Annotated in this window: 21 protein-coding genes, 1 tRNA gene and 1 pseudogene; 9 read left to right on the forward strand and 14 right to left on the reverse strand. The window is 65.5% G+C overall.

What is annotated here, in order from left to right; translation table 11 throughout:
• The first annotated feature begins 41 nt into the window (after window positions 1-41).
• From ACR4XW_RS08415 to ACR4XW_RS08445, 7 genes are all read left to right on the forward strand, one after another.
• A complete protein-coding gene (locus ACR4XW_RS08415; protein ID WP_434760101.1) occupies window positions 42-518 on the forward strand; it encodes a MarR family winged helix-turn-helix transcriptional regulator in 477 nt (158 codons plus the stop codon).
• A 123-nt stretch (window positions 519-641) separates the two neighbouring features.
• Entirely contained in the window at window positions 642-962 is a 321-nt protein-coding gene (locus ACR4XW_RS08420) for a DMT family transporter (RefSeq protein ID WP_434760102.1), read from the forward strand.
• Between the two features lie 31 nt (window positions 963-993).
• Window positions 994-1,515, forward strand: a complete 522-nt coding sequence (locus tag ACR4XW_RS08425) for a DMT family transporter (protein WP_434760103.1) — start codon at window positions 994-996, stop codon at window positions 1,513-1,515.
• A gap of 31 nt (window positions 1,516-1,546) precedes the next feature.
• A complete protein-coding gene (locus ACR4XW_RS08430; protein ID WP_434760104.1) occupies window positions 1,547-2,095 on the forward strand; it encodes a dihydrofolate reductase family protein in 549 nt (182 codons plus the stop codon).
• A complete protein-coding gene (locus ACR4XW_RS08435; protein ID WP_434760105.1) occupies window positions 2,095-2,676 on the forward strand; it encodes a TetR/AcrR family transcriptional regulator in 582 nt (193 codons plus the stop codon). Before ACR4XW_RS08430 ends, ACR4XW_RS08435 begins: the two co-directional genes overlap by 1 nt.
• 154 nt (window positions 2,677-2,830) lie before the next feature.
• A complete protein-coding gene (locus tag ACR4XW_RS08440) occupies window positions 2,831-4,285 on the forward strand; it encodes an aldehyde dehydrogenase family protein (RefSeq protein WP_434760106.1) in 1,455 nt (484 codons plus the stop codon).
• Window positions 4,286-4,742: 457 nt separating this feature from the next.
• Window positions 4,743-5,771, forward strand: a complete 1,029-nt coding sequence (locus ACR4XW_RS08445; protein WP_434760107.1) for a nitronate monooxygenase — start codon at window positions 4,743-4,745, stop codon at window positions 5,769-5,771.
• A 338-nt stretch (window positions 5,772-6,109) separates the two neighbouring features.
• Here ACR4XW_RS08445 and ACR4XW_RS08450 read toward each other — a convergent pair whose 3' ends face one another.
• The 12 genes and pseudogenes from ACR4XW_RS08450 to glp all read right to left on the reverse strand — a co-directional run bounded on the left by ACR4XW_RS08450 (window position 6,110) and on the right by glp (window position 17,422).
• On the reverse strand, window positions 6,110-6,754 hold the full coding sequence (locus ACR4XW_RS08450) for an MFS transporter (protein ID WP_434760108.1): 645 nt from the start codon (window positions 6,752-6,754) through the stop codon (window positions 6,110-6,112).
• A complete protein-coding gene (locus ACR4XW_RS08455) occupies window positions 6,751-7,011 on the reverse strand; it encodes a hypothetical protein (protein WP_434760109.1) in 261 nt (86 codons plus the stop codon). Before ACR4XW_RS08455 ends, ACR4XW_RS08450 begins: the two co-directional genes overlap by 4 nt.
• Before the next feature lie 267 nt (window positions 7,012-7,278).
• A complete protein-coding gene (locus ACR4XW_RS08460) occupies window positions 7,279-7,968 on the reverse strand; it encodes a hypothetical protein (protein WP_434760110.1) in 690 nt (229 codons plus the stop codon).
• 222 nt (window positions 7,969-8,190) lie between these two features.
• Window positions 8,191-10,758 carry a S8 family peptidase gene (locus ACR4XW_RS08465; RefSeq protein WP_434760111.1) on the reverse strand — a complete coding sequence of 856 codons (2,568 nt, stop codon included), beginning with the start codon at window positions 10,756-10,758 and terminating at the stop codon, window positions 8,191-8,193.
• Window positions 10,751-11,719: an AAA family ATPase gene (locus tag ACR4XW_RS08470; protein WP_434760112.1), complete on the reverse strand. Its 969-nt coding sequence runs from the start codon at window positions 11,717-11,719 to the stop codon at window positions 10,751-10,753. Before ACR4XW_RS08470 ends, ACR4XW_RS08465 begins: the two co-directional genes overlap by 8 nt.
• Before the next feature lie 277 nt (window positions 11,720-11,996).
• Window positions 11,997-13,277 (reverse strand): annotated as a pseudogene (locus ACR4XW_RS08475) (IS3 family transposase).
• 179 nt (window positions 13,278-13,456) lie between these two features.
• Window positions 13,457-13,529 (reverse strand) — tRNA-Ala (locus tag ACR4XW_RS08480).
• A 50-nt stretch (window positions 13,530-13,579) separates the two neighbouring features.
• Window positions 13,580-14,353: a divisome protein SepX/GlpR gene (gene sepX, locus ACR4XW_RS08485; protein WP_434760113.1), complete on the reverse strand. Its 774-nt coding sequence runs from the start codon at window positions 14,351-14,353 to the stop codon at window positions 13,580-13,582.
• A gap of 56 nt (window positions 14,354-14,409) precedes the next feature.
• Window positions 14,410-15,054, reverse strand: a complete 645-nt coding sequence (locus tag ACR4XW_RS08490; protein ID WP_434760114.1) for a GNAT family N-acetyltransferase — start codon at window positions 15,052-15,054, stop codon at window positions 14,410-14,412.
• A gap of 44 nt (window positions 15,055-15,098) precedes the next feature.
• Window positions 15,099-15,599, reverse strand: coding sequence for a MogA/MoaB family molybdenum cofactor biosynthesis protein (locus ACR4XW_RS08495; RefSeq protein WP_434760115.1), 501 nt, complete (start codon window positions 15,597-15,599; stop codon window positions 15,099-15,101).
• 30 nt (window positions 15,600-15,629) lie between these two features.
• The gene (gene moaC, locus ACR4XW_RS08500) at window positions 15,630-16,100 is read right to left on the reverse strand and encodes a cyclic pyranopterin monophosphate synthase MoaC (RefSeq protein ID WP_434760116.1); all 471 of its coding nucleotides are present in this window, start codon (window positions 16,098-16,100) and stop codon (window positions 15,630-15,632) included.
• A complete protein-coding gene (gene glp / locus ACR4XW_RS08505; RefSeq protein ID WP_434760117.1) occupies window positions 16,097-17,422 on the reverse strand; it encodes a molybdotransferase-like divisome protein Glp in 1,326 nt (441 codons plus the stop codon). Before glp ends, moaC begins: the two co-directional genes overlap by 4 nt.
• An 18-nt stretch (window positions 17,423-17,440) precedes the next feature.
• Between glp and ACR4XW_RS08510 the strand changes: the two genes are divergently transcribed.
• Window positions 17,441-18,121, forward strand: a complete 681-nt coding sequence (locus tag ACR4XW_RS08510; RefSeq protein WP_434760118.1) for a 5-formyltetrahydrofolate cyclo-ligase — start codon at window positions 17,441-17,443, stop codon at window positions 18,119-18,121.
• Between the two features lie 103 nt (window positions 18,122-18,224).
• A complete protein-coding gene (locus tag ACR4XW_RS08515) occupies window positions 18,225-18,551 on the forward strand; it encodes an FmdB family zinc ribbon protein (protein ID WP_434760119.1) in 327 nt (108 codons plus the stop codon).
• A gap of 48 nt (window positions 18,552-18,599) precedes the next feature.
• Here the strand turns inward: ACR4XW_RS08515 and ACR4XW_RS08520 are convergent, their stop codons facing one another.
• Both ACR4XW_RS08520 and ACR4XW_RS08525 read right to left on the reverse strand, forming a co-directional pair.
• Window positions 18,600-19,307, reverse strand: a complete 708-nt coding sequence (locus ACR4XW_RS08520) for a KDGP aldolase (protein ID WP_434760120.1) — start codon at window positions 19,305-19,307, stop codon at window positions 18,600-18,602.
• Entirely contained in the window at window positions 19,294-20,412 is a 1,119-nt protein-coding gene (locus tag ACR4XW_RS08525) for a DgaE family pyridoxal phosphate-dependent ammonia lyase (RefSeq protein ID WP_434760121.1), read from the reverse strand. Before ACR4XW_RS08525 ends, ACR4XW_RS08520 begins: the two co-directional genes overlap by 14 nt.
• Between the last annotated feature and the right edge of the window lie 7 nt (window positions 20,413-20,419).

The following is a 20,419-nucleotide window of genomic DNA, read 5'->3' on the forward strand; positions in this document are numbered from 1 at the left end:
GCCGCGCTTGACTTCCGGGGATTCACCCATAGAATAGGTGCATGCACACACACCTACCTGATCGATCGCCGGGCACCCTCGCCTGCGGCGAGACCTGGTCGCGTGTGGCAACCTTCGTCTCGGCGGTGGACGCGAACCTCGACCGATGGCTCACCGACACCCATCGGGTCGGCTTGAGTGATTACCGCGCCCTGGCCGCGATCAGCCGCGCCCCTGACAAGGAACTGCGCATCGCCGTACTCGCCGAGCGGATCAGGTTGACCTCAACGTCGACCACCCGCCTGGTGAGCCGACTGGAGACCAAGGGACTGGTGCGGCGCGACGTGTGCGGTGACGACGCCCGCGGCGTCTACGCCGTCATCGAGAAGGCCGGCGAAGAACTGCTGACCCAGGCGCGTCCTGCCTACGAGGAACGACTCACCGACCTCCTGAGCAACCCTGCGCAGCATTTTCCGCACCTGGACCCCGCTGCCACCGCCTCGGCACTGAAGGAGGTAAGCGAACTCACTGCCCACTGACGCCCGCAGCTCGTGCCCTGCGGGCTCTTTTCTTGACCATATAGATGCATGTACACACACTTTCACTTTGATCAGCCCGCTGGTCGCGTGTCCGCACGACTGAGCCACCCGAAAGGAACACCCATGAGCTGGATCCATCTGAGCATTGCCGTTGTCTTCGAGATCGTCGTCGCCTTCGCCGCCGGCAAGGCGAACGGCTTCAAACACCGCTGGTGGACGGCCGCCACCCTGATCAGCGGAGCAATCGCCACACTGTTCTTGAGCCTGGCCCTGCTGACCTTCGATGTCGGCGTGGGTTACGCCCTGTGGACCTCACTGGCCGGCGTCGGGATCGTCATCAGCGGCGCATTGTTCTTCGCCCAACAGCTCACCTGGCGCAAGTTGATCGGCATCGCCGTCGTCATCGGCGGCGTCGTCGGACTGAACCTCGCCGGAACCCTCTGACCCCCACCCCACCCCCTGAAGGGATCTACCCATGACCACCTCCACTTCCGTCCCGACTCCGGCCACCGTCCGCAAGAGTGGCGCCTGGATCGCCCTGCTCATCGCCGGCGGCTTCGAGGTCGGCTACGCCTTGAGCGTCAACGGCAGCGTCGGCTTCACCCAACCACTCTGGTCGGCCATCGCCGTGGCGTTCTTCCTCGCCACCCTGTTCTTTCTCAGCGTTGCCCTGAAGAAGATCGACGTCGGCATCGGCTATGCCGTGTGGGCGGGCATCGGCGCCGTCGGCGCAGCCGTGCTGGGCCCGGTGTTCTTCGACGAAACGTTGACCCCGACCAAGGGGTTCTGGCTCGCGGTGATCATCGCCGGAGTCATCTGGCTCAAGCTCGCCGACAGCCCGAAGGCACCGCCGTCCGATACCGACGGGCCTCCCGCTCCCGGACCGGCCGGCATCACCATGATGGCCGCGCCGCCCCGGTCAGCGCCTTCGATGGAGCAACCTCACGTGGCGCCCTGGCGGGACCCCAACTCCAAGACGCATGCCTGGAACCGTTGAAGATAAACGTACATTCGTTTATCTTGTCGGGATGGCATCCTTCCACGCCTTCCTCGGCTGCAGCCTCGATGGCTACATCGCCGGACCCAACGGCGAACTGGACTGGCTCACCGTTTACGACAACAGCGGCTTCGACGACTTCTTCGCATCCGTCCAGGCGATGGCCATGGGACGCGAGACGTACGACGTGATGCGCGAACTCGCGCCGGACTACTACCGGCAGATGCCGATTTATGTCCTCTCGACCACGCTGGCGCCCGGATCGCACCCCGACATGGGCTCGTCACCGATCACCGTCCACCCCGACCTGCAGTCGCTGCGTGCCAAGCTCTCGCAGGACGGGGTGGAACGGGCATATGTGGATGGTGGCCGGACGGTGCAGTCGTTCTTGGCGGCCGGACTGCTCACTGAACTCACCGTGACCCGCGTCCCGGTGATTCTGGGTGACGGCATTGCTTTGTTCGGGCCGGTACCCGAACCGGTGACTGCAGAGCTCGTCTCCTCCCACACCACCGTCGACGGTGCCGTCCAGTCGGTGTATCGCTTTCCGACCGCACCCCACCAAGACTCGGTGTCCTGATGCCGAGGCCCAAAAGCGTCGCGGACGAACAGGTTTTGCAGGGAGTGCTGCGTCTCGTACAACGCATCGGGCCGCAGCGCTTCACCTTGGCCGCTGCCGGCGCGGAGGTGGGTCTGTCCGCCTCGACGCTGGTGCAACGGTTCGGCTCGAAGCGGGCCCTGCTGCTGCAGGCCGACCGGTGGGCCGTCGACCGTTGGGTGAACGGCATGGACGAGGTGCCGCCGCAGGGCGCGGCGCTGGATCGCCTGATCGCGGGCATGGTCCACTCCGTCGCCACCGATACGACCACCGAGGAGGTGGCCAACTCGGTCTCGCTGTTGCAGATCGCGTTGGCGGATGAGGAGTTTCACGAACCCACCCGGGCAGGAGCTGTGGAACTGCGCACGAAGATCGTCGAGCGGCTGGGCGAAGCCATCAGCAATGGCGAGGTCAAGGCGGACGTGGACCCCGTGGCGCTGGCGGAGTTGCTCGAGGTCACCTATCACGGCGCGATGATCAGCTGGGCCATCCATCGCGACGGCGCCCTGGTGGAGTCGCTCAAGGCACGGTTCAACCAAGTGCTGCAGCCCTATCGGGCCTGACGCGCAGGCAGTCGGCACCCGACACGTCACGAGTTGTCCGGCAGGCCCGGTTCACGAACCGGCGAAAGTCCCCGTTCGGGTAACGCCTGTTCCGGCGCTTTGTCCATAGCCTGGAACGATCCCAGCACGCCCGGACCAGGAGAGGCGCTCCCTCATGGATCTCACCAAGCTCACCAAGCAGTACATCGACGGACAGTGGTGCGATGGCAGCGGCAGCGCCCGGCTCACCGTCCGAAACCCTTACTCGAATGCAGAGATCGGCAGTTTCGCGATCGCCACGGAGTCCGACATCGACAACGCCTATGCGGCGGCGAAGAAGGCGCAACCCGGCTGGGAGGCGATGTCGACCTACGAGCGGCGCGGCGTCTTCGAGAAGGCTGCGGCCATCGTGGAGCGTAGGCGCGATGAGATCGCCGACCTGATCATCCAGGAGGTCGGCGGGACGGGCCTGAAGGCGGGTTTCGAGATCGGGCTGACGATCGACGCGATCAAGGAGGCGGCGTCCACCGGGTTCCGGGTACAGGGCAGCATCATCCCGTCGCCGGTGCCCAACACCGAGAACTTCGTGTACCGCAAGGCGCTGGGCGTGGTGGGCATCATCAGCCCGTTCAATTTCCCCTTCTTCCTGGGGCTCAAGCCCGTGGTCGCTGCCCTTTCGACCGGAAACGCGGTGGTTCTCAAACCGCACGAGGAAACCCCGATCACCGGCGGCACGCTGATGGCCGACATCTTCGAGGAGGCCGGGCTCCCGGCCGGGGTCTTCAACGTGACGGTGACCGAGATCTCCGAGATCGGCGACTTCTTCCTGGAGCACCCGATCCCCCGGGCGCACATTTTCACCGGGTCGGCCCCGGTCGGACGCCACGTCGGCGAGGTGTGCGCCCGACACTTCAAGAAGGCGATTCTCGAACTCGGCGGCAACAGTGCCTTCATCGTTCTGGAGGACGCCGACATCGACTACGCGGTCGAGTCCGCGGCGTTCAGCCGGTTCACCCACCAGGGACAGATCTGCATGTCGGCCAACCGGTTGTTGGTGCACTCGAGCATTGCCGAGGAGTTCCGAGAGAAGTTCGTTGCGAAGGTGTCGTCGTTGCCGGTCGGAGATCCGGCCGATCCCGGCACGATCATCGGCCCGCTGATCAACGAGAAGGAAGTTCGGGGGCTCGAAACCCGTATCGATGCGGCGGTCGCTGCCGGAGCGACCGAGTTGGTCAGGTCCGGCAGTGAAGGAACAGTGCTGGGCCCGGTCGTGCTCGGCAACGTCTCCCCCGGCGACGACATCGCCCAAGGAGAGTTGTTCGGGCCCGTCATCGTGATGATGGAGTTCGACTCCGACGACGAGGCGATCGAGATCGCCAACGACACCGACTTCGGCCTCAGTGGCGCGATCCATACCCGTGATCTCGCGCGTGGGGTGCGGCTGGCACGTCGCATCGACACCGGCATGGTGCACATCAACGACTCGACGATCTCGGACGAGCCGATCGTCCCCTTCGGTGGCGAGAAGAACTCCGGTATCGGCCGACTCAGCGGCCAGGCGACGATCGACGAGCTGACCACGCAGCAGTGGATTTCGGTCAACCATGGGCAGAGCCGCTACCCGTACTGATCGTTCGTACCAACCCGGCAGCTCGCGAAACCGCCGAGCCGCGGGGTGACCTGCGCGCTCAGCCCGAGCATGTGGCATCAGCCGCGATGACCGGTTGGTCGTACCCTGAAGAAGGTGCGCGAGACCGAGGTACGCGTTGAGGACTGGCTCATCCAACCCCATGCTGTTGCCACCATTTCCGACATTCTTGTTGTTGCCGCCACGGTGGCTCGCGAGACCGTCAGAGAGCCGGCCGCGAACAGGCGCACCTGCCGGAGTTGACCCACAAGCTGCCGCAGACGATCGGGGACACGCGTCCCGTGATCCCCACGGCACCCGGCCTACCGGCACTCGCAGAAGGTGTTTCGCTCGCTCCCGCGCGGCGCCGAGTTCATCGGACCCGAGTCGCGGGCCGGCTGAGTGCCCACATGCCCAGGGACGGAAGATTGCTATAACCGGCGCAACGAATGGAGAGGCCATGAACGACCAGCGCCTGCTGAATGCCCCGCTCCCGATCGTGGCCGCTCCGATGGCCGGAGGGCCCACCACCCCTGAGCTGGTGACAGCGGTCACCGAGGCGGGCGGGTTCGGATTCCTTGCCGGCGGCTACCGGACTCCCGATGCCCTGGCTGCCGACATCGCCCGGGTACGCGGACGCACCGACCGATTCGGGGTCAACCTGTTCGCGCCGGGCGCAAGCAATTTCGACCGTCAGGCGTTTCACCGCTACGTCGAAGAGCTCCAAACCGAAGCCGACGCCCACGACATCGAACTCGATCCCGAACCGGTTGTCGACGACGACCACTGGGACGACAAGCTACGCCTGTTGATCGAGCAACCAGTGCCGGTCGTCTCCCTGACCTTCGCCCTGCCCGACCCGGCGACGATCACCGCGCTGCGGAGGGCCGGCTCCCGGGTACTGGCGACAGTCACCACACCTGAGGAGGCCCGTGAGGCGCAGACCGCTGGGGTGGACGGGCTGATCGTCCAAGGCCCGTCAGCCGGGGGACACAGTGCCACCTTCGACCCGGCACGTCCCCTCGATGAGGTCTCGACCGGCAGTCTCGTGCGCGACGTTCGATCGGTAGTCACTCTGCCGCTGATTGCCGCAGGTGGGGTTGACGGGCCGGTCGCCGTGCGCGAGTTGCTCGATGCCGGGGCCGAAGCCGTTGCGGTCGGCACTCTGCTGTTGCGCACCGATGAGGCGGGCACCTCGGCCACGCATCGATCCGCGTTGGCTGATCCGGCATTCACCGAGACGGTCATCACCCGGGCGTTCACCGGGCGACCGGCACGAGCCCTGCGTAACGGTTTCACCGACCGACACACCGACTCGGCGATCAACGCCTACCCCGCCGTCCATCATCTGACCCGCGAGCTGCGGCAAGCCGCCGGACGAAGAGGCGACACGGAACGGCTGCATCTCTGGGCAGGCACCGGCTACCGCAACGCCCCCACAGGCCGAGCCGCAGACGTGATCGGATGGCTGTCCGACACCCACGGCTGAGCGGCGGACACACAGCGCCCTGACGTCGCCCCCCGGTCAGGTACAGCAGACCGCCTCGCCGTCCCGATTCCGGGTTCTTACCGTCCGGAGTGCAATCGCGGCGGTGAGGCCCAGAGCGAGTACGGCAGGGATGATCGCCCATGCCGCGAGATCCAGGGCCGTGGACCCAGCGGTGAGCAGGCCACTGCCGAGGGCTGACCCCACGGCCGAGCCAAGATACATGGCAGCCATTTGGAACGCGATGATCGGCATCGCATGCGCAGGCCTGTCGGCCGTCAGCGCCTGCTGCAACGTCGGCACGCTTGCCCATCCCGCTGCTCCCCACACTGCCGCAGCGATCAACCATGCGAATGGCGATGACGACAACCACGCGACGGCGAAACTCGCTGCGAGCAGCCCGGGCAGAAGGCACAGGAGCGGTTCCGGCCGCGTCGAGTTGCGCAGGGTTCGTGCGCGTAGCGCCAAGCCGACCATGCTGAGGGCCCCGATGAGAACGACCAGGCCCATCGTCCACCGCCAGCCGACACCTCGCCAATGAGCATCCCCACCGGAACACCTGCCACCGTGCCGGTAGACAGTCCGAACGTCACCATGGCCATCGCGCGACCCCACTGCTGATCCGACACCATCGCGGCGGCGGTCGCAGTGGCGACTGCGGTGAGGATACCCGCCCCGGCACCCGCCACCACGCGGGAGACGAGGAACACCTCAATACCGGGGGCGATCGTGGTGATGAGGTTGCCCAGATTGAACACACCGAGCGCGACCAGTAACGCTCGTGCCGTGCTACCGCGCGTCAAGCGACCTGACAGCAACGGTCCGGCGACCGCATAGGCAGCGGTGAACGCGGTCACACCCAAGCCAATCATCGCCACCGAAGTTGTGAGGGAGGTCGCGATCTGCGGCAGCACGCCGGCCAGCACATAGGCGTCGATGCCAAGTGCGATCGCTGCGACGACCAACGGCCAGACCCGGCGGATCACGTCTCGTCCGCTTCCTCATCGGTGGATTCGTATGCGGTGAGCACGATGTCCAGCAAGCCGGGAAAGCGAACCTCGAGGTCATCGGTGCGGAGCTGGATCATGCACTTACGGCGCTGCGCCCGCACGAACACCACCCCGGATTCGCGTAGCAGGCTGGTGTGGTGCGTGAGGGTCGACTGGGGCAGGTCCGGACCGAGTTCCGGGCTGCCGGTTTCCCCGCGCACGCCATTGCGGACCGACCAAGCCGTGCGCGACATCCGCAAGAAGAGAGTCGAACACATGAGTGACGCGGCGCAGCGCCGCAAGATCGGGCAGATCGAAGACGCCTCCCAGACCGCCGAATACACGGAGGCTCCAGCAAGAAGCCGACCTCACCTCCGGCCATCGCCTCCTACGCGTCACCGGCCTCATCTCCGTTACCGCGCCCACCGTCGAGGAGTTGGATGCGGCAGTGTCGCAGATCGAGCAGGCCGTGATCCAAGCTTCCTGCGAAACCCACCGCCTTCACCGCGGCCACACTCCCGCTATGTCGACGTGTCTGACTCTGTTGCAGATTCTTGCAGGCGCCGAGAGAAGTGGGCTTCGTTTGGGGCAATGTCGGGACGAATCCAATGCAGAACTTGGTATGTGTTGTTGACGAGCATGAAGCCGTCGGCTGCCATCGCGCTCGCGGCGAACACGACCTGGTCGTCACCAAGGGCATCGAGCAGCTCGGCATTGTCGTCGCCGTGGACGAGGTCGCCATAGAGGAACTTTCGGGCGATCTCGTTGTCCCACGCATCGACCCGAGGACCATCGACCGCGGGGTCGCTTGGGCCCCGCATGATGCGCATCCGACGCGCCGGGTAGCTCGTCCAGAATCCTCGGAGCTCATCGAGATTCTGGCGAATATCCGTCCGCTCACTCGGGCAGAAGAACTCGAGCGCAGTGAGCACCGTGACCCAGGCGAGCGGGTCGCCCTTCTTGGTCAGCGTCAGAGGTCGGATCAGCGTGAGCGCATACGCCACTTGTTCCTTGGGCGCGATGACCCGGCGGAAGTCACGAAACCCCGATGCGCCTGTTCGTTTGTCCACCACGAAGTTCATGTGGAACTGCTGACCGAGATTGAGTGCGTCCTCCCGTTGGGCCAGCTCGCAGCTGAAGATGTCCTCGGCACGCCGCTTGAATAGGCGCAGAGTCTGATGATGCTTCTCGGCAGCAGGATCTTCGCTCACACTGGCAACACTAGATGAGGCAGCTGACGAACGACGTGGGCGGCGCACCTCCCGGACATACACCGTTGAGGAGCATCATGCCCACCTTCTAACGACCCCGGGTGACGGTGTGGACGCATACAAAGGACCTGCTGTCGTGATCAACGCGCCTCAGCACACCTGGCAGGATTGCCACGTCAGATGCATCGGCTCCCCGTGACTGCGAGCGAAGCGCGGCGAAGGCTATGTTGCGTCGACGGTGACCGGCACACGGAGATCGGTCGCGATAGGCGTATAGAGGTCAACGCCCTGTTCCCTGGTCTTGAGGGAGACCATCAGCGAGTATCGGACAGGCAAGTCAAGCCGATCCTTTCGGCTGTTTCGCTTCCACCACCCACCAACGGGGTAGACGCCGACCACACCGCAAGCGGCGAGATCTTGCCCCGAGCCCTCCCAAATGTCTTGGTGGAGCGAGCCCAGGTTGCGCTGGTTCGGGCCGATCAGCCAGCGGTCGTCCGACCCCGACGAACGAGAAACACGCGAGGACCCTTCGTCATTCTCGGCTTCGCGGTTCAGCCGCGATATGAACTCGGCCTCGGTCAGATCGGTCGGCGACTTCAAGTCGAAACGGAGAAGATGCGACGGGTAGGTGTAACGCTGTCGCCACCCACGTCGTGAGGCGGAGGGCTCCACGAAGTACGAAAGCGTGATCTTCAGGGTAACATCGCCGGCCCCGATGGCTTCTAGTACTTCGGTGGGCCACGGGAGAGCATGCAGCCTGAATCTGCGCATCTTGTAGTCGGTTCCCTCGAAGGGAACGAAAGTATCTTGGGCGACGAGGGTGACCGATTGCCGCGACGAACGGAGTACGGCGTCCTCGGTGGGTACGCCCCAGCCATAGCGGCGCAGCAGATCGAGTTTGGGCTCCTTCTTCTTCCCTGTGGCATCGAACTCGGCGCGCATGGCCGGGGTCCATTCCGCTGCGTGGACCAAAAGCCCACGGATCGTCTCAGGCCAATACTCCGGATAGTGCGCGATGGTGAGTGCTGCCAACCTCGACGCCTGCGCCGTGGCGGCACTGGTGGCGTTAGCGGACGTCAGCGCCAAATCGTTGTTGAGGCCAGTGCTTCGTAGCGACAACATAGGATGGCGGTCGTTGAAGCCAGTGGCACCGTCGGTGAGCACGTTGCCGCCCTCAAAACAGATGTCCGGTTTGATCGGCCACTTCCGCGTGCCGAACAGCAGTGAGGTCCGGCTGTGCGGTGAGAGTTCACCCTCGGCCGCCATGGCTGTCCATCCAGCGAAGTCGGGATGGGACGGCAGAGTCGTGAGGTCGGTGTACGCACCTACGGTCAGCGCGTTCCACGCCTGCGCGGGGTCTTCCACCGCGGAGAGATCTGACTCGGTGCGGTGGTCGGCGGTGTAGTTGTCGACGTTCCCGGCGGCGACGATGATGAGCCGGCTTGCTTTCGGGTCGGGTGCTGCCAGCAGTTGCAGTTGTTCGCCATCGCGCACAATATCGGTGCCCGCCGCAAGCGCGTCGACCGTCGATGACCACAGGCTCGGCACGCCGGGGCGATCCGGTGCGGTGGAAATGGGCATGCAGAACACTCGGCGTCGCTGTGCCGTCGCCTCGGTCAACGCAACGGCATCAACCGTGACCGTGCCGTAATCGCGGGGATCGGTATCTGGCTCACCGGGGATGGGGAGCACTCGCACGGACTCAAGCCTGTGATGCAGCTGAACGGTTCCCGACCCGGTGAGCAGATCATCGAGTGGCCCGTACAACGCCAAGCCCGCCATTGCAGTGCCGTGGCCTTGGGTGTCGGCGCCGGAGGTTCCGATCGCTGTATGCACGTCCGCGGGGTCGAGTGAGTCCACCAGCAGTCGGTGGGAACGGGCTACTCCGGTGTCGAGGTGGCAAACCGCTGGCGCTTCCACGGGAGCGGCGCTCACCCGGCTGGCCAGATCATCGACATACTCGTCTTGTTCCTCGGGCAGGAGATCCTCGATCGTGTCGACGAACTCCGGCCTGCGGATTTCGGCGATGGGAACGCTGGTGAAGGGCAACACCTCCAATTGCTGCCACGTTGCCCTGATCCACACGATGACGCGATCATTGAGCACCAGCGAGCGTTCCAGAACCTGAAGGTTCAAAGCCGCCGCGAACCTGCCGATGGTGTCGACGCCCTCATGTGAGGCATCAAGCCACAGTTCCCACCAGTTGACTCCACGCTTGGGCGGGTCGCCTTCGGATTGCCACAGGTCATCAAGGATGGTCTGGCGGATGCGCGAGATGTTCGCCACGAGTGCCCGATGGGCGGGGTTTCCCTCTGGCGTCTCCCACTTGTCTTCGGTCCCTCTGGTGATCTTCTTTTCCAGGTACTCCTCGAATATCCTCAGGAACTGCTCGCGGTAGGTGTCGGCGACCCACACCACCGCCCGCTCAGGCAGACCGTCGGTGGCTAGCTGCACTGACAGCAACAACCACTGGGGGACTCGCGGTTTCTTGGCGCTCCCCCGGGTGAACTTCTGAAGCGACTCGATCTTCAACGGATAGGTCGCATCTTCCCCCTCAAGAGTCACGAAACTCCCGAGTGCCCGCAGTTCTTCGTCGCTCAGGATTGCGTCCGTGCGCGCGGCATCGCTTCCGGCAAAGACGTCCTGGAGTTGCTCCTTCAGCGCGAGCCCATGAGCACGGTACTCGACCGGCCTGATCTTCGGGTTTCCCCCACCCTTGCGAGAGAAGTCCTCGCTCCGAACGCGATCGAGGACGTGTAAGTGGGTCAGGTGCCTCAGTTCGTCAGGCACAGCTCGCCGTTCGACGATCCCCCAAGGCAGACACCAAGTCGGCAGCTCGAACCGTGGTGTCGCCGCGCATCAGAACAGCTTTGGCAGCCGCTTCGGCCGCCTTAACCAGATCAGCGTGGCTGAGACCTTCAGTGTGTGCGCCGACCGTGTCCCACCGCATGCCCTTGATCAGCGACCCTAGTCGCCCCCTGATGACGGTCCGCGCCTGCATGGTGTCGGGAAGGTCGTAGGTTAGAACCATGTCAAACCGGCGGAACAACGCTTTGTCGAGAATGGCGCGGTGATTCGTCGCAGCAATGACGATGCTCTCGGGGCTGGCTTGTTCCAAGAACACTAGGAACGAGTTCAAGATACGCCGCGCTTCACCGATGTCGTTCCCGGATCGGTCGCCACCAAGGGCATCGAACTCGTCGAACAGGTAGACACCGCGGCGTTCCGCAACCGCATCGAACACCAGTCGCAGCTTTCCTGCGGTCTCCCCCATATACTTGCTCAGCAGACTGTCGAGTCGCACCGTAAACATCGGCAAAGACAGCTCGCGTGCCAACACCGCCGCCGTCATGGTCTTTCCTGTTCCCGGCGGCCCCTCCAGCAGCAGGCGATGGGTAGGTGCGAATCCGTGCTCCAAGAGTCGCTTGCGTTGGCGCTGCTCGGCGATCACTTGCCTGAGCCGATCCGTCAGTTCGCTCGGACCGACCAGGTTCCGCAGGGTGACGTCCGGATGGCTGACCTCGATGAGTTCCGCAAGGTCACCACGTGGCTGGGCCAACTTGGTGACGTTGTCGCGTGGCACCACGCTGCGGGAGGCGTCGACGGCCTTCTTGATGTCGTCAGCCAGCAGATGGTGGCCCTGGCGGGCCTCACGCGCCGCGATCTGTAGCGCGACCGAATAGAACGCCGAGTCATCACCGGAGGCATGGCTACGGACCATGGCGGTGATGTGTTCACCCAATCCGGCCATCGTCCCTCCTGGCGGCATCATTCCAGAGACCCCTGACGGTCTTGCAGCCTCAGTCTACGGTCGACCAGGCTCGCGAGCCGAACGACCCGGCGAGCAAGACGAGCCGCCCCACGTGGCAGGAGGCAGGGGTGTCGTGTGCTGGCTCAGATCCAGCGCCGATGTCTGAATCTGTCGATACCCTGAGAAGACGGTCGCCGGGGCCGTGCACGTCGGCCGGTAGGAGCGACCTGAGACTGACGACCTTGTACATCCGGTTCTTCCGGTCGTTCAACCTCGACTACCTGCGGAACAGCCGTGAGGAGGACACAACCCATCCCGACCGTTGGATCTGCTCGGTCCGGACGAGTTGTTCTTCCCATTCGTGCGGGTCCCGCTGGGACCCGACGTGACGACGGTTGTTGAACCAGTCGGCCCACTCCAAGGTGGCGATCTCGACGTCGTCCTGCCCCTTCCAAGGGCCGCGTCTGCGGATGACCTCGGTCTTGGACAGGCCGATGATGGACTCGGCCATGGCGTTGTCGTAGGAGTCTCCGACCGACCCGGTCGAGGGAGTGGCGCCGGCTTCGGCGAGTCGTTCGGAGTAGCGGATCGAGGTGTATTGGCTGCCGGCGTCGGAGTGATGCATGAGTCCCTGGATCGACTGCCCCTCGCGGGATCGCTGCCAGATCCCCATCTCGAGGGCATCCAGGACCAGGTCGGTGCTCATCGACCGAGAGACCCGCCAACCGGTGACACGGCGGCTGAAACACGTCGACGCAGAACGCGACATAGACGAACCCGGCCCAGGTCGCGACATAGGTGAAGTCCACGACCCAGAGCTGGTTGGGCCGTTCGGCTGCGAAGTGCCGCTCGACCAGATCTTCCGGACGCGGGACCTTCGGGTCGGCCCGAGTCGTCGTCTTGGACGCGCCGCGAACCGCCCCGGCCAGACCGTCGGCGCGCATCAGGCGTTCGATCGTGCAACGGGCAACGTCGAAACCCTCACGACGCAGCTGATGCCACACCTTCCGGACCCCATAGACCCCGAAGTTGGAATCATGAACCCGCCTGATCCGGGCCAGGATCTCCGCATCGCGAACCGCCCGGGAGCTCGGTGGACGCTTCACCGCAGCCCAGTAGGTCGACGGGGCGATCTGGCAGCCATGCTCGGACAGCACTCTGCAGATCGGCTCGACCCCGAAGACCCGCCCCTCGAACACGTCATGGCGATGCTCGTCGATGAATATCACGAGCGTGGAGATGGGCGGTCGAGCTCCGCCGCGAAGAAAGCCGCAGCCGTCTTCAAGATCGCGTTGGCCCGCTGCAACTCACGGTTCTCCTTCTCCAACTCGATGATCCGCCGACGATCACTCCTGGACTGACCCGGTTTAGCTCTCGAGTCGATCCGGGCCTGTTTGCCCCAGCCACGCAAAGTGTCGCGATGAACCCCGAGCTGCTCGGCAACCCGCCGGCAGGCAGCCGTGACCGACAACCCCAGTTCCGGATCAGCAAGCAAATCCTCGACCAGACGGATCGATCGTTCCCGAAGCTCCTCGGGATACTTCTTCGGTGCTGGCATGGTCATCATCCTTTCGGGATTTCAGACCCTCCACCAGACCCGGGGCGGTTCAGAACTCATCCGCGAACTCACCCTCAACCTCAACCGCAACTACCAGCCAATACAAGCCCGCCCGAACACGACAAAACCCCCGAAACCATAAGTTCGGGGGTTTCAGATGTCCTGAGACATCACAAACGTGGAGCTAAGGGGATTCGAACCCCTGACCTTCTCATTGCGAACGAGACGCGCTACCAACTGCGCCATAGCCCCATGTCTTTCGACCAGAATACGTTACCACCAACGGCGGCGCTGACAAATCCTCATTCGCCCACAGCGGGGCGCAGATCGATCGGGCAGGAGTCCTCGGCGATCTCACCCAAAGGCTCTGCGGTCACCGGCAACTGGTCGTTCGGCCGACGCAGCGATTCGGTCAGTTCGGGCGAGGACAGATCAATGGTGCGGACGGTCCGCGGGGCCAGGGGCCGCGACACATAGGTGGGACGCGTCACCGGCAGCGGCTCCCAGACGTTGCCGGCGCTGTCGGGCGACACCGGCAGCGAGTGCTCGTCCGGCTCGGGCTCCTCGGAGGCCTTCTGCTCGGCCTCCTTGCGGCCGATGAGCACGGTCGACTCGTTGTTGCCGCGGTTCATGATCTGTTCGTAGCGACGGTCGAGGTTCTTGCGCATGGCTTTGACGCTGAACCGGGCGACGACCACGAAGGCCACCAACAGGGCGACCGGAATGAAGATCGACCACCACAACAGGTAGCCGGCCACGATCCCGACCGCGACGGCGGTGGTGACCACCATCAAGAACACCAGGACGTGCCGGCGCCGGGCCGCGGCCACCGCCTCGGAGCGACGCAGTTCGTAGACCATCGCGCGGCGGGTCAGCGGGGTGGAGACATCGGCGGTGACCTGCGAGGTTTCCTCGTCGTCGTCCGGCTCGACATCGCGGATGATTTTCACCCCACGCAGTTGGATGCGCGGGTCAACACCGGTCTTTTCGTCCTCGTTCGCACGCTTGCGGAGGAACCACGGGACCAGATACGCAAGCCAAGCTATGGCAATGGCTGCGTATATCAATCCGGTCACATCCCAGACCGTACGGCCTTGCCGGGATTCTTTCGAGCAGCCTCACCGGAGTGTCATCAGTCCGGGTCGACATTCTGCTCCGGACCTCCTTCGAGGCGTGCCACCAGCCCGCCCGGAACCTCCTCGACGTTGAGGGCGAACACCTCGTGATCGCGCCAATCACCGTCGATGTGCAGGTAGCGCGGACGGAAACCCTCGTGCCGGAATCCGAGCTTCTCAACCACCCGAAGACTGGCGGTGTTCTCCGGACGGATCGTGATCTCGATCCGGTGCAGACCCATCACCTGCCAGCAGTAATCACAGGCCATCGCAACAGCCAGGGGGATGATCCCCCGCCCGGCATAAGCCCGGTCGATCCAATACCCGACCTGGGCCCAGCCGGCCGATCCGCCGGTGATGCCGCTGACCGTCAGTTGCCCGACCAGGCGGGTGTTGCGTTCGGGTCCGTAGCGCACCATCCAGGGCAGGGCCGAGCCCTGGCGTCCGAGCCGGTTCATCATGGCCACGAACTGCCCGAAGCTGCGCGGCCCCACTTCGGCACCGGGCGGCATGGTCGCCTCCCAGGGCGACAGCCACTCCCAGTTGCGGGCGCGGATCTTCTGCCATTCGCGGCCGTACCGGCGATGTACGGGAACCAGTTCGACCTCACCGTGGCGCAGGCTCACCGGCCAGCGGTGCACCCCTCGGGTTGTGCCCCACACCGATCCCATCTCAGGTACCGCCCGCTTCCACCGAACACCCCGGCTCAGTGATCCCCGCCGCGAAGCTGGGTCACCGCGTGGTCGACGATCTCCGCGAGCACATCGAGGCCGTCGCGCACCCCACCGACCGATCCGGGCAAGTTCACCACGAGCGTGGTACCGGCAACCCCGCACGCGCCGCGGCTCAACACCGAGGTGGGCACCCCCTTGGCAACCCCTCGGGCCACCAGTTGGGCTTCCAGGCCGGGCAAGGTCTTGTCGAGGTGCGGACGGGTCATCTCCGGCGTGAGGTCCTTGGGTCCAATACCGGTGCCACCGGTGGTGACCACCAGATCGGGACTCCCGGCCAGCACCTCGGCGATCGCGTCGGCATAGGACGGTCCGTCGGCGACGATCACCGAATCGGTGTCGAAGCCCCATTCCCGGAGGCGTTCTTCGATCACCGGGCCGGATCGGTCGGTGTAGATCCCGCCGGCGGCCCGGGTGGACACCGTGATCACGATCGCCGTGCGCGGGGCGTCGGTCTGCTGGGTGTGTTCACTCACCGCGGCCTCCTTCGTGCTGACGCAGCCGATTCAGTCTCTGGTCCAGTCACCGGAGCGTCCGCCGGATTTGGCGGTCACCTTGATCTGGTCGATCACGGCCAGCTTGTCGACGGCCTTGACCATGTCGATCAGGGTCAAGGCGGCCACGCTGACCGCGGTGAGCGCCTCCATCTCCACCCCGGTGCGATCGGTGGTACGGACGGTGGCGGTCAACTCCACGCCTTCGTCGACGACCTCCAGGTGCACCTCCACCCCGCTCAGCGACAGCGGGTGGCACAGCGGGATCAGCTCCCAGGTGCGTTTGGCCGCCTGAATGCCGGCGATCCGCGACACCGCGAGCGCGTCCCCCTTGGGTACCCCGGTGCCGCGCAACAGCTCCACACATTCGTCGCTGAGCAACACCCGTCCGGTCGCCGTAGCAGAACGTGCGGTGACGTCCTTGGCGGACACGTCGACCATCCGGGCCGCGCCCATCTCGTCCAGGTGGGTGAACTTGGTCATGCTTCCTCGCCCATCACCCACACGTCGACGTTCTCGCCGACCGCGAGCTCGGTATCGCCCGGAGGCAGGATCACCAACGCATTGGCCTGCTGCATCTCGTGCACCAGGTGCGACCCGTGGCCGCCGACCAACTCGACGGTGCGCTGTCCCTGCTCGTCGGTAGTGACCAGGCCGCGGGCGTACCGGCGCCGCACGGGGTCGGGTTTCATCGACTTGGTCAGCGTCGCCGAAACCGTCGGCCGCACCAGCGGATGTACCCCCATCAGTTTGCGGATCACCGGCCGCACGAACACCTCGAAGGACACGAACGCGCTCACCGGGTTGCCCGGCAGCATCAGGATCGGGGTGTCGTCCTCGCCGATCAGCCCGAAGCCCTGGGGCTTGCCCGGCTGCATGCTGATCTTGGCGAAGTCGGTGGCCCCCAGCGACGGGGCGATCTCCTTGACGATGTCGTGGTCACCCATCGACACCCCACCGGTGGTCACGATCAGGTCGGCGCGCACCAACTGATCGGTGATCACCTGCCGCAACTCGTCCGGGTCATCACCCACCCCACCGACCCGGTACACCTGCGCACCGGCCTCCTGGGCCAGAGCGGCGACCAGGTAGGAGTTCGAGTCGTAGATCTGGCCGGGTTTGGTCAGGTCCAGCCCGGGCGAGACCAGTTCGGAGCCGGTGGAGATCACCACCACCCGCGGACGGGGCCGCACCAGCACCGTGTCGATGCCGACGGTGGCCAACAGCGACACCGTGCGCGGGCCGATCACATCACCCATCGACAACACCGGGGTGCCGTCGGCGATGTCCTCACCACGGGCGCGAATATTGGCACCGCGCTTGGGCGGGACGAAGACCTGCACGTCCTCCTCACCCTGGTCGGTGTCCTCGATCTTCACCACGGTGTCGGCGCCGACCGGAACCGGCGCGCCGGTCATGATCTTCATCGCAGTGCCCGGTGACAGTTCGTCCTCGGCAACCTGGCCGGCCGGGATGTGCCCCACCACGGCCAAGCTCACCGGGTTGTCCTCGGTGGCCTCGGCGATGTCCTCATGGCGCACCGCGTATCCGTCCATCGCGGAGTTGTCGAACTGCGGCACGTCGATGTCGGCGACGATGTTCTCGCTCAGGCTCAACCCCAGGCAGTCGGAGATGTGCTGGCCGAACGGTGGCAGTTCTTCGACCAGCGACAGGATGTAGTCGAGGTGGTCCTCCACCGAGCGGAATCCTCGCTCATCGGGCGCGGGCGGGTCGGGCAGCGACGGCGGTGGGGCCGGCTCCTCGTCGACGACCGCCTTCTTCTTCTTGCGTCCGAACAGTGCCATGGCGCCTACCATACGGCCATGACCACCCCGGACGGCCCGTGCGACTCGCCTACTCCCGCCACCCCCACCAGCTCGGCAGATCTGGCGGCTCTGGCTGAGGCAAAACAGACCATGCGCCGGGCGGTGCGGCGGGCGCGTTCACTGCAGGATGCCGAAACCCGCGCGGCCGCCGACCGCGAGCGAACGGCTCGGGTGTTGGGCTTTCTGGCCGGACGGGTCGGCCCCGGCCTGACGGTGGCGGCCTACCTCTCCCGGGATGATGAACCCGGCACCCTGGAGTTGATTTCGGCGCTGCACGCGAGCGGTGTTCGGGTGTTGTTGCCGGTGTTGGGCCCACCCGAAGCCCCCCTGCGGGAGCCGGATTGGGCCCGCTATGCCGGCCCGGAGCAACTGCGCAATGCCGCCCACGGCATCACCGAACCGGCCACCCCGGCTTTGGGCCCGCAGGCCCTGGCCGAGGCCGAGGTGATCATCTGCCCCGCTCTCGGGGTCACCCGCCTCGGTGATCGGCTCGGCATGGGTGCCGGCTGGTACGACCGCGCCCTGACCCGGGCCGCGGCCGAAGCGGTGACAGTGGCCCTGGTCGATGACGCGGAGGTCTTCGACATCCTGCCGATCGAGCCCTGGGACCGCCGGGTGGACGTGGTGGCCACACCGAGCGACCTGTTCAGCACCCTGGAACCGGACGCGATGCGGTGACGCCGTGTCCCACCGGTAAGCAGATCGGCGCCCGACCGATTAGCAGTCGCTATACTCGAGTGCCAGATCGTCTCGTCTTTTCGTGAACTGCCAAGGAACGTCCATGCCCACTTACCAGTACCGGTGCACCAGCTGCGGCAATGAACTCGAAGCCGTGCAGAAGTTCACCGACCCCGCTTTGACCGAGTGCCCCGCCTGTGAGGGCGCGTTGCGCAAGATCTACAACGCGGTCGGCGTGGTGTTCAAGGGTTCGGGCTTCTACAAGACCGACAGCCGCAACGACGGCAAGGCCAAGTCGGTCTCGTCCGGCAAGTCGGAGTCTTCCTCCGACTCGTCCTCCTCCGGTTCCTCCGGCTCCGATACCGGGTCGTCGAGCACACCTGCTGCGGCCGGGTCGTCGGCGCCGGCCAAGAGTTCAGCCGCGTCCTGAGCCGGGTGGGGCTGCACCGGGTGGCTGCCAGTTCACGCCCGGAGTCGGCTACCCGATCGCTTCGATGATCGCCGCCACCTGACCGGGATCGGTCAGGCCGGTCTGCTTGTCGACGATCGAGCTGTACACATGCGGCACCACGTGGGTGGCCCCGTTGCTGAGGCAGACATCCACGATCTGGGGGACGTGGGCCGGCTCGATTCCGCCGGTGGGTTCGAACATCTCGATGCCGTTGGCCGTTGCGGCACGCACCATTGCCTCCAGATGGTCGAGTTTCTGCGTTCCCTTGATCGGGAAGAACTTCACCGACGGCACCCCGATCTCGGCCAGCAGCACGGCCGCGAACTCGGCCGGCACCTCACACTCGGCATCACTGCTTTCCGGCCCGGTGCCGATCCGCACCAGACCCGGACGACTGCCCGGCCCGACCAGGGCATTCACCAGGGTCGTGGCACCGACCTGTTCGATCCGGCCCAGGGTGTACCCAGCAGCGGGAAACACCTGGTTCGCGTGCGGCGGTGAGGTGAGGGCGGTGACTTCGGCGACGCGTCGCCACATCGTCGGGTCGCCGTCACCCAGGCCCACCGACACCCGCACCCCGGCCGCCAGGTGCTCCCGAACGGCTGCCGCGCCACTGTCGGTGTCCGGGTGGTCCTTCATCAGGACGCCGCAGTAGACCCGTCCCGGCGCGGCGGCGGTGATATCCACGGCATTGTCCAGGTCGCGTGACAGGACGTTGAGTTCAACTGTGGTCACCAGATTCTCCTTCGATGATGTCGATGATGCGCTCGACGATGATGCGTTCCTGGCCTTCTCGCAGCGGCCGCGGGTCGATGCTGATCGAACCGGTGTTGGCCAGGTGATCCCGGGTGTGGATCGCCGGTGTCCCCTCGCGTAGTCGTCGGCTGAGTTCGACCGCGTCGAAACCGGCTTCCGTGGGGTCAACGGTGACCGTCGCCCGCCAGATCTCCCGGCCCGCCTCGTCCTGGGTGACCCGCGACCGGATGCCACGGACCCCCTGGAGTTCATCGACGACGTACTGCGCCACGTCCCGGAGGCGTCCGCTGTCGGGCGGCCCGTCCCGGTACTCCTCCAGCGCGGTGCACAGGCCGATGATGGCTTCCTTGCCCACCTTCATCGGCCGGCCCACACCCGCATACTGCGCCCGGGCGGCCGCGATCAGGTCGGCCCGCCCGCACAGGAAGCCACTGGTCGGCCCGCCCAGTGCTTTGCCGCCGCTGTAGGCAACCAGGTCTGCACCGGCCGAGATGTACCTGCGCAGATCCTCTTCGGCGGCCGCATCCACGATGACCGGCAGGCCCGCCTCGTGAGCCGCCTCGATCGTCGCTGCCAGCGATTGCATGCCCTTCTGCACGGTGTGGTGCGACTGGACGAAGAGCAGCCCGGCGGTGCGCTCGCTGATGCTGCCCCGAAGGTGGGCCTCCAGGGTGTGGTTGACCTGGCCGACCTCAATGGGGACGCCGCCGCCGAGTCGCACCAGTTGGGTGATCGCCGAACCGAAGTGGATGGCGTGACCCTTCTGCAGCACGATCTCGTTGGGTACCCCGGTGGATTCCGGGATGGCTTCGATCCGGGTCAGGTCCTCGCCGGCGATCAGCGCCGCGACGGCCAGGACGACTGCCGATGCGGCTCCGGTGGTGGGGACGCCGTCCTCGGCCCCGGTGGCCGCACCGATCACCGTGCCCGCTCGGCGCAGGAGCTGGTCGATGTTGACGTAGTCCTGAGCTGCGGTGGCCATCGATCGGGCGACCGTTTCGGTGACCGCGCTGGCTCCCAGGGCGGTCATCTTGCCGCTGGCGTTGATGACCGGGTGGCATCCGATTGATTCGAACGAACTCACGCAAACC

This window comes from Pseudenemella bisphenolivorans, assembly GCF_051133435.1.
In the GTDB taxonomy this organism is placed as follows: Bacteria; Actinomycetota; Actinomycetes; order Propionibacteriales; family Propionibacteriaceae; genus JAAYAO01.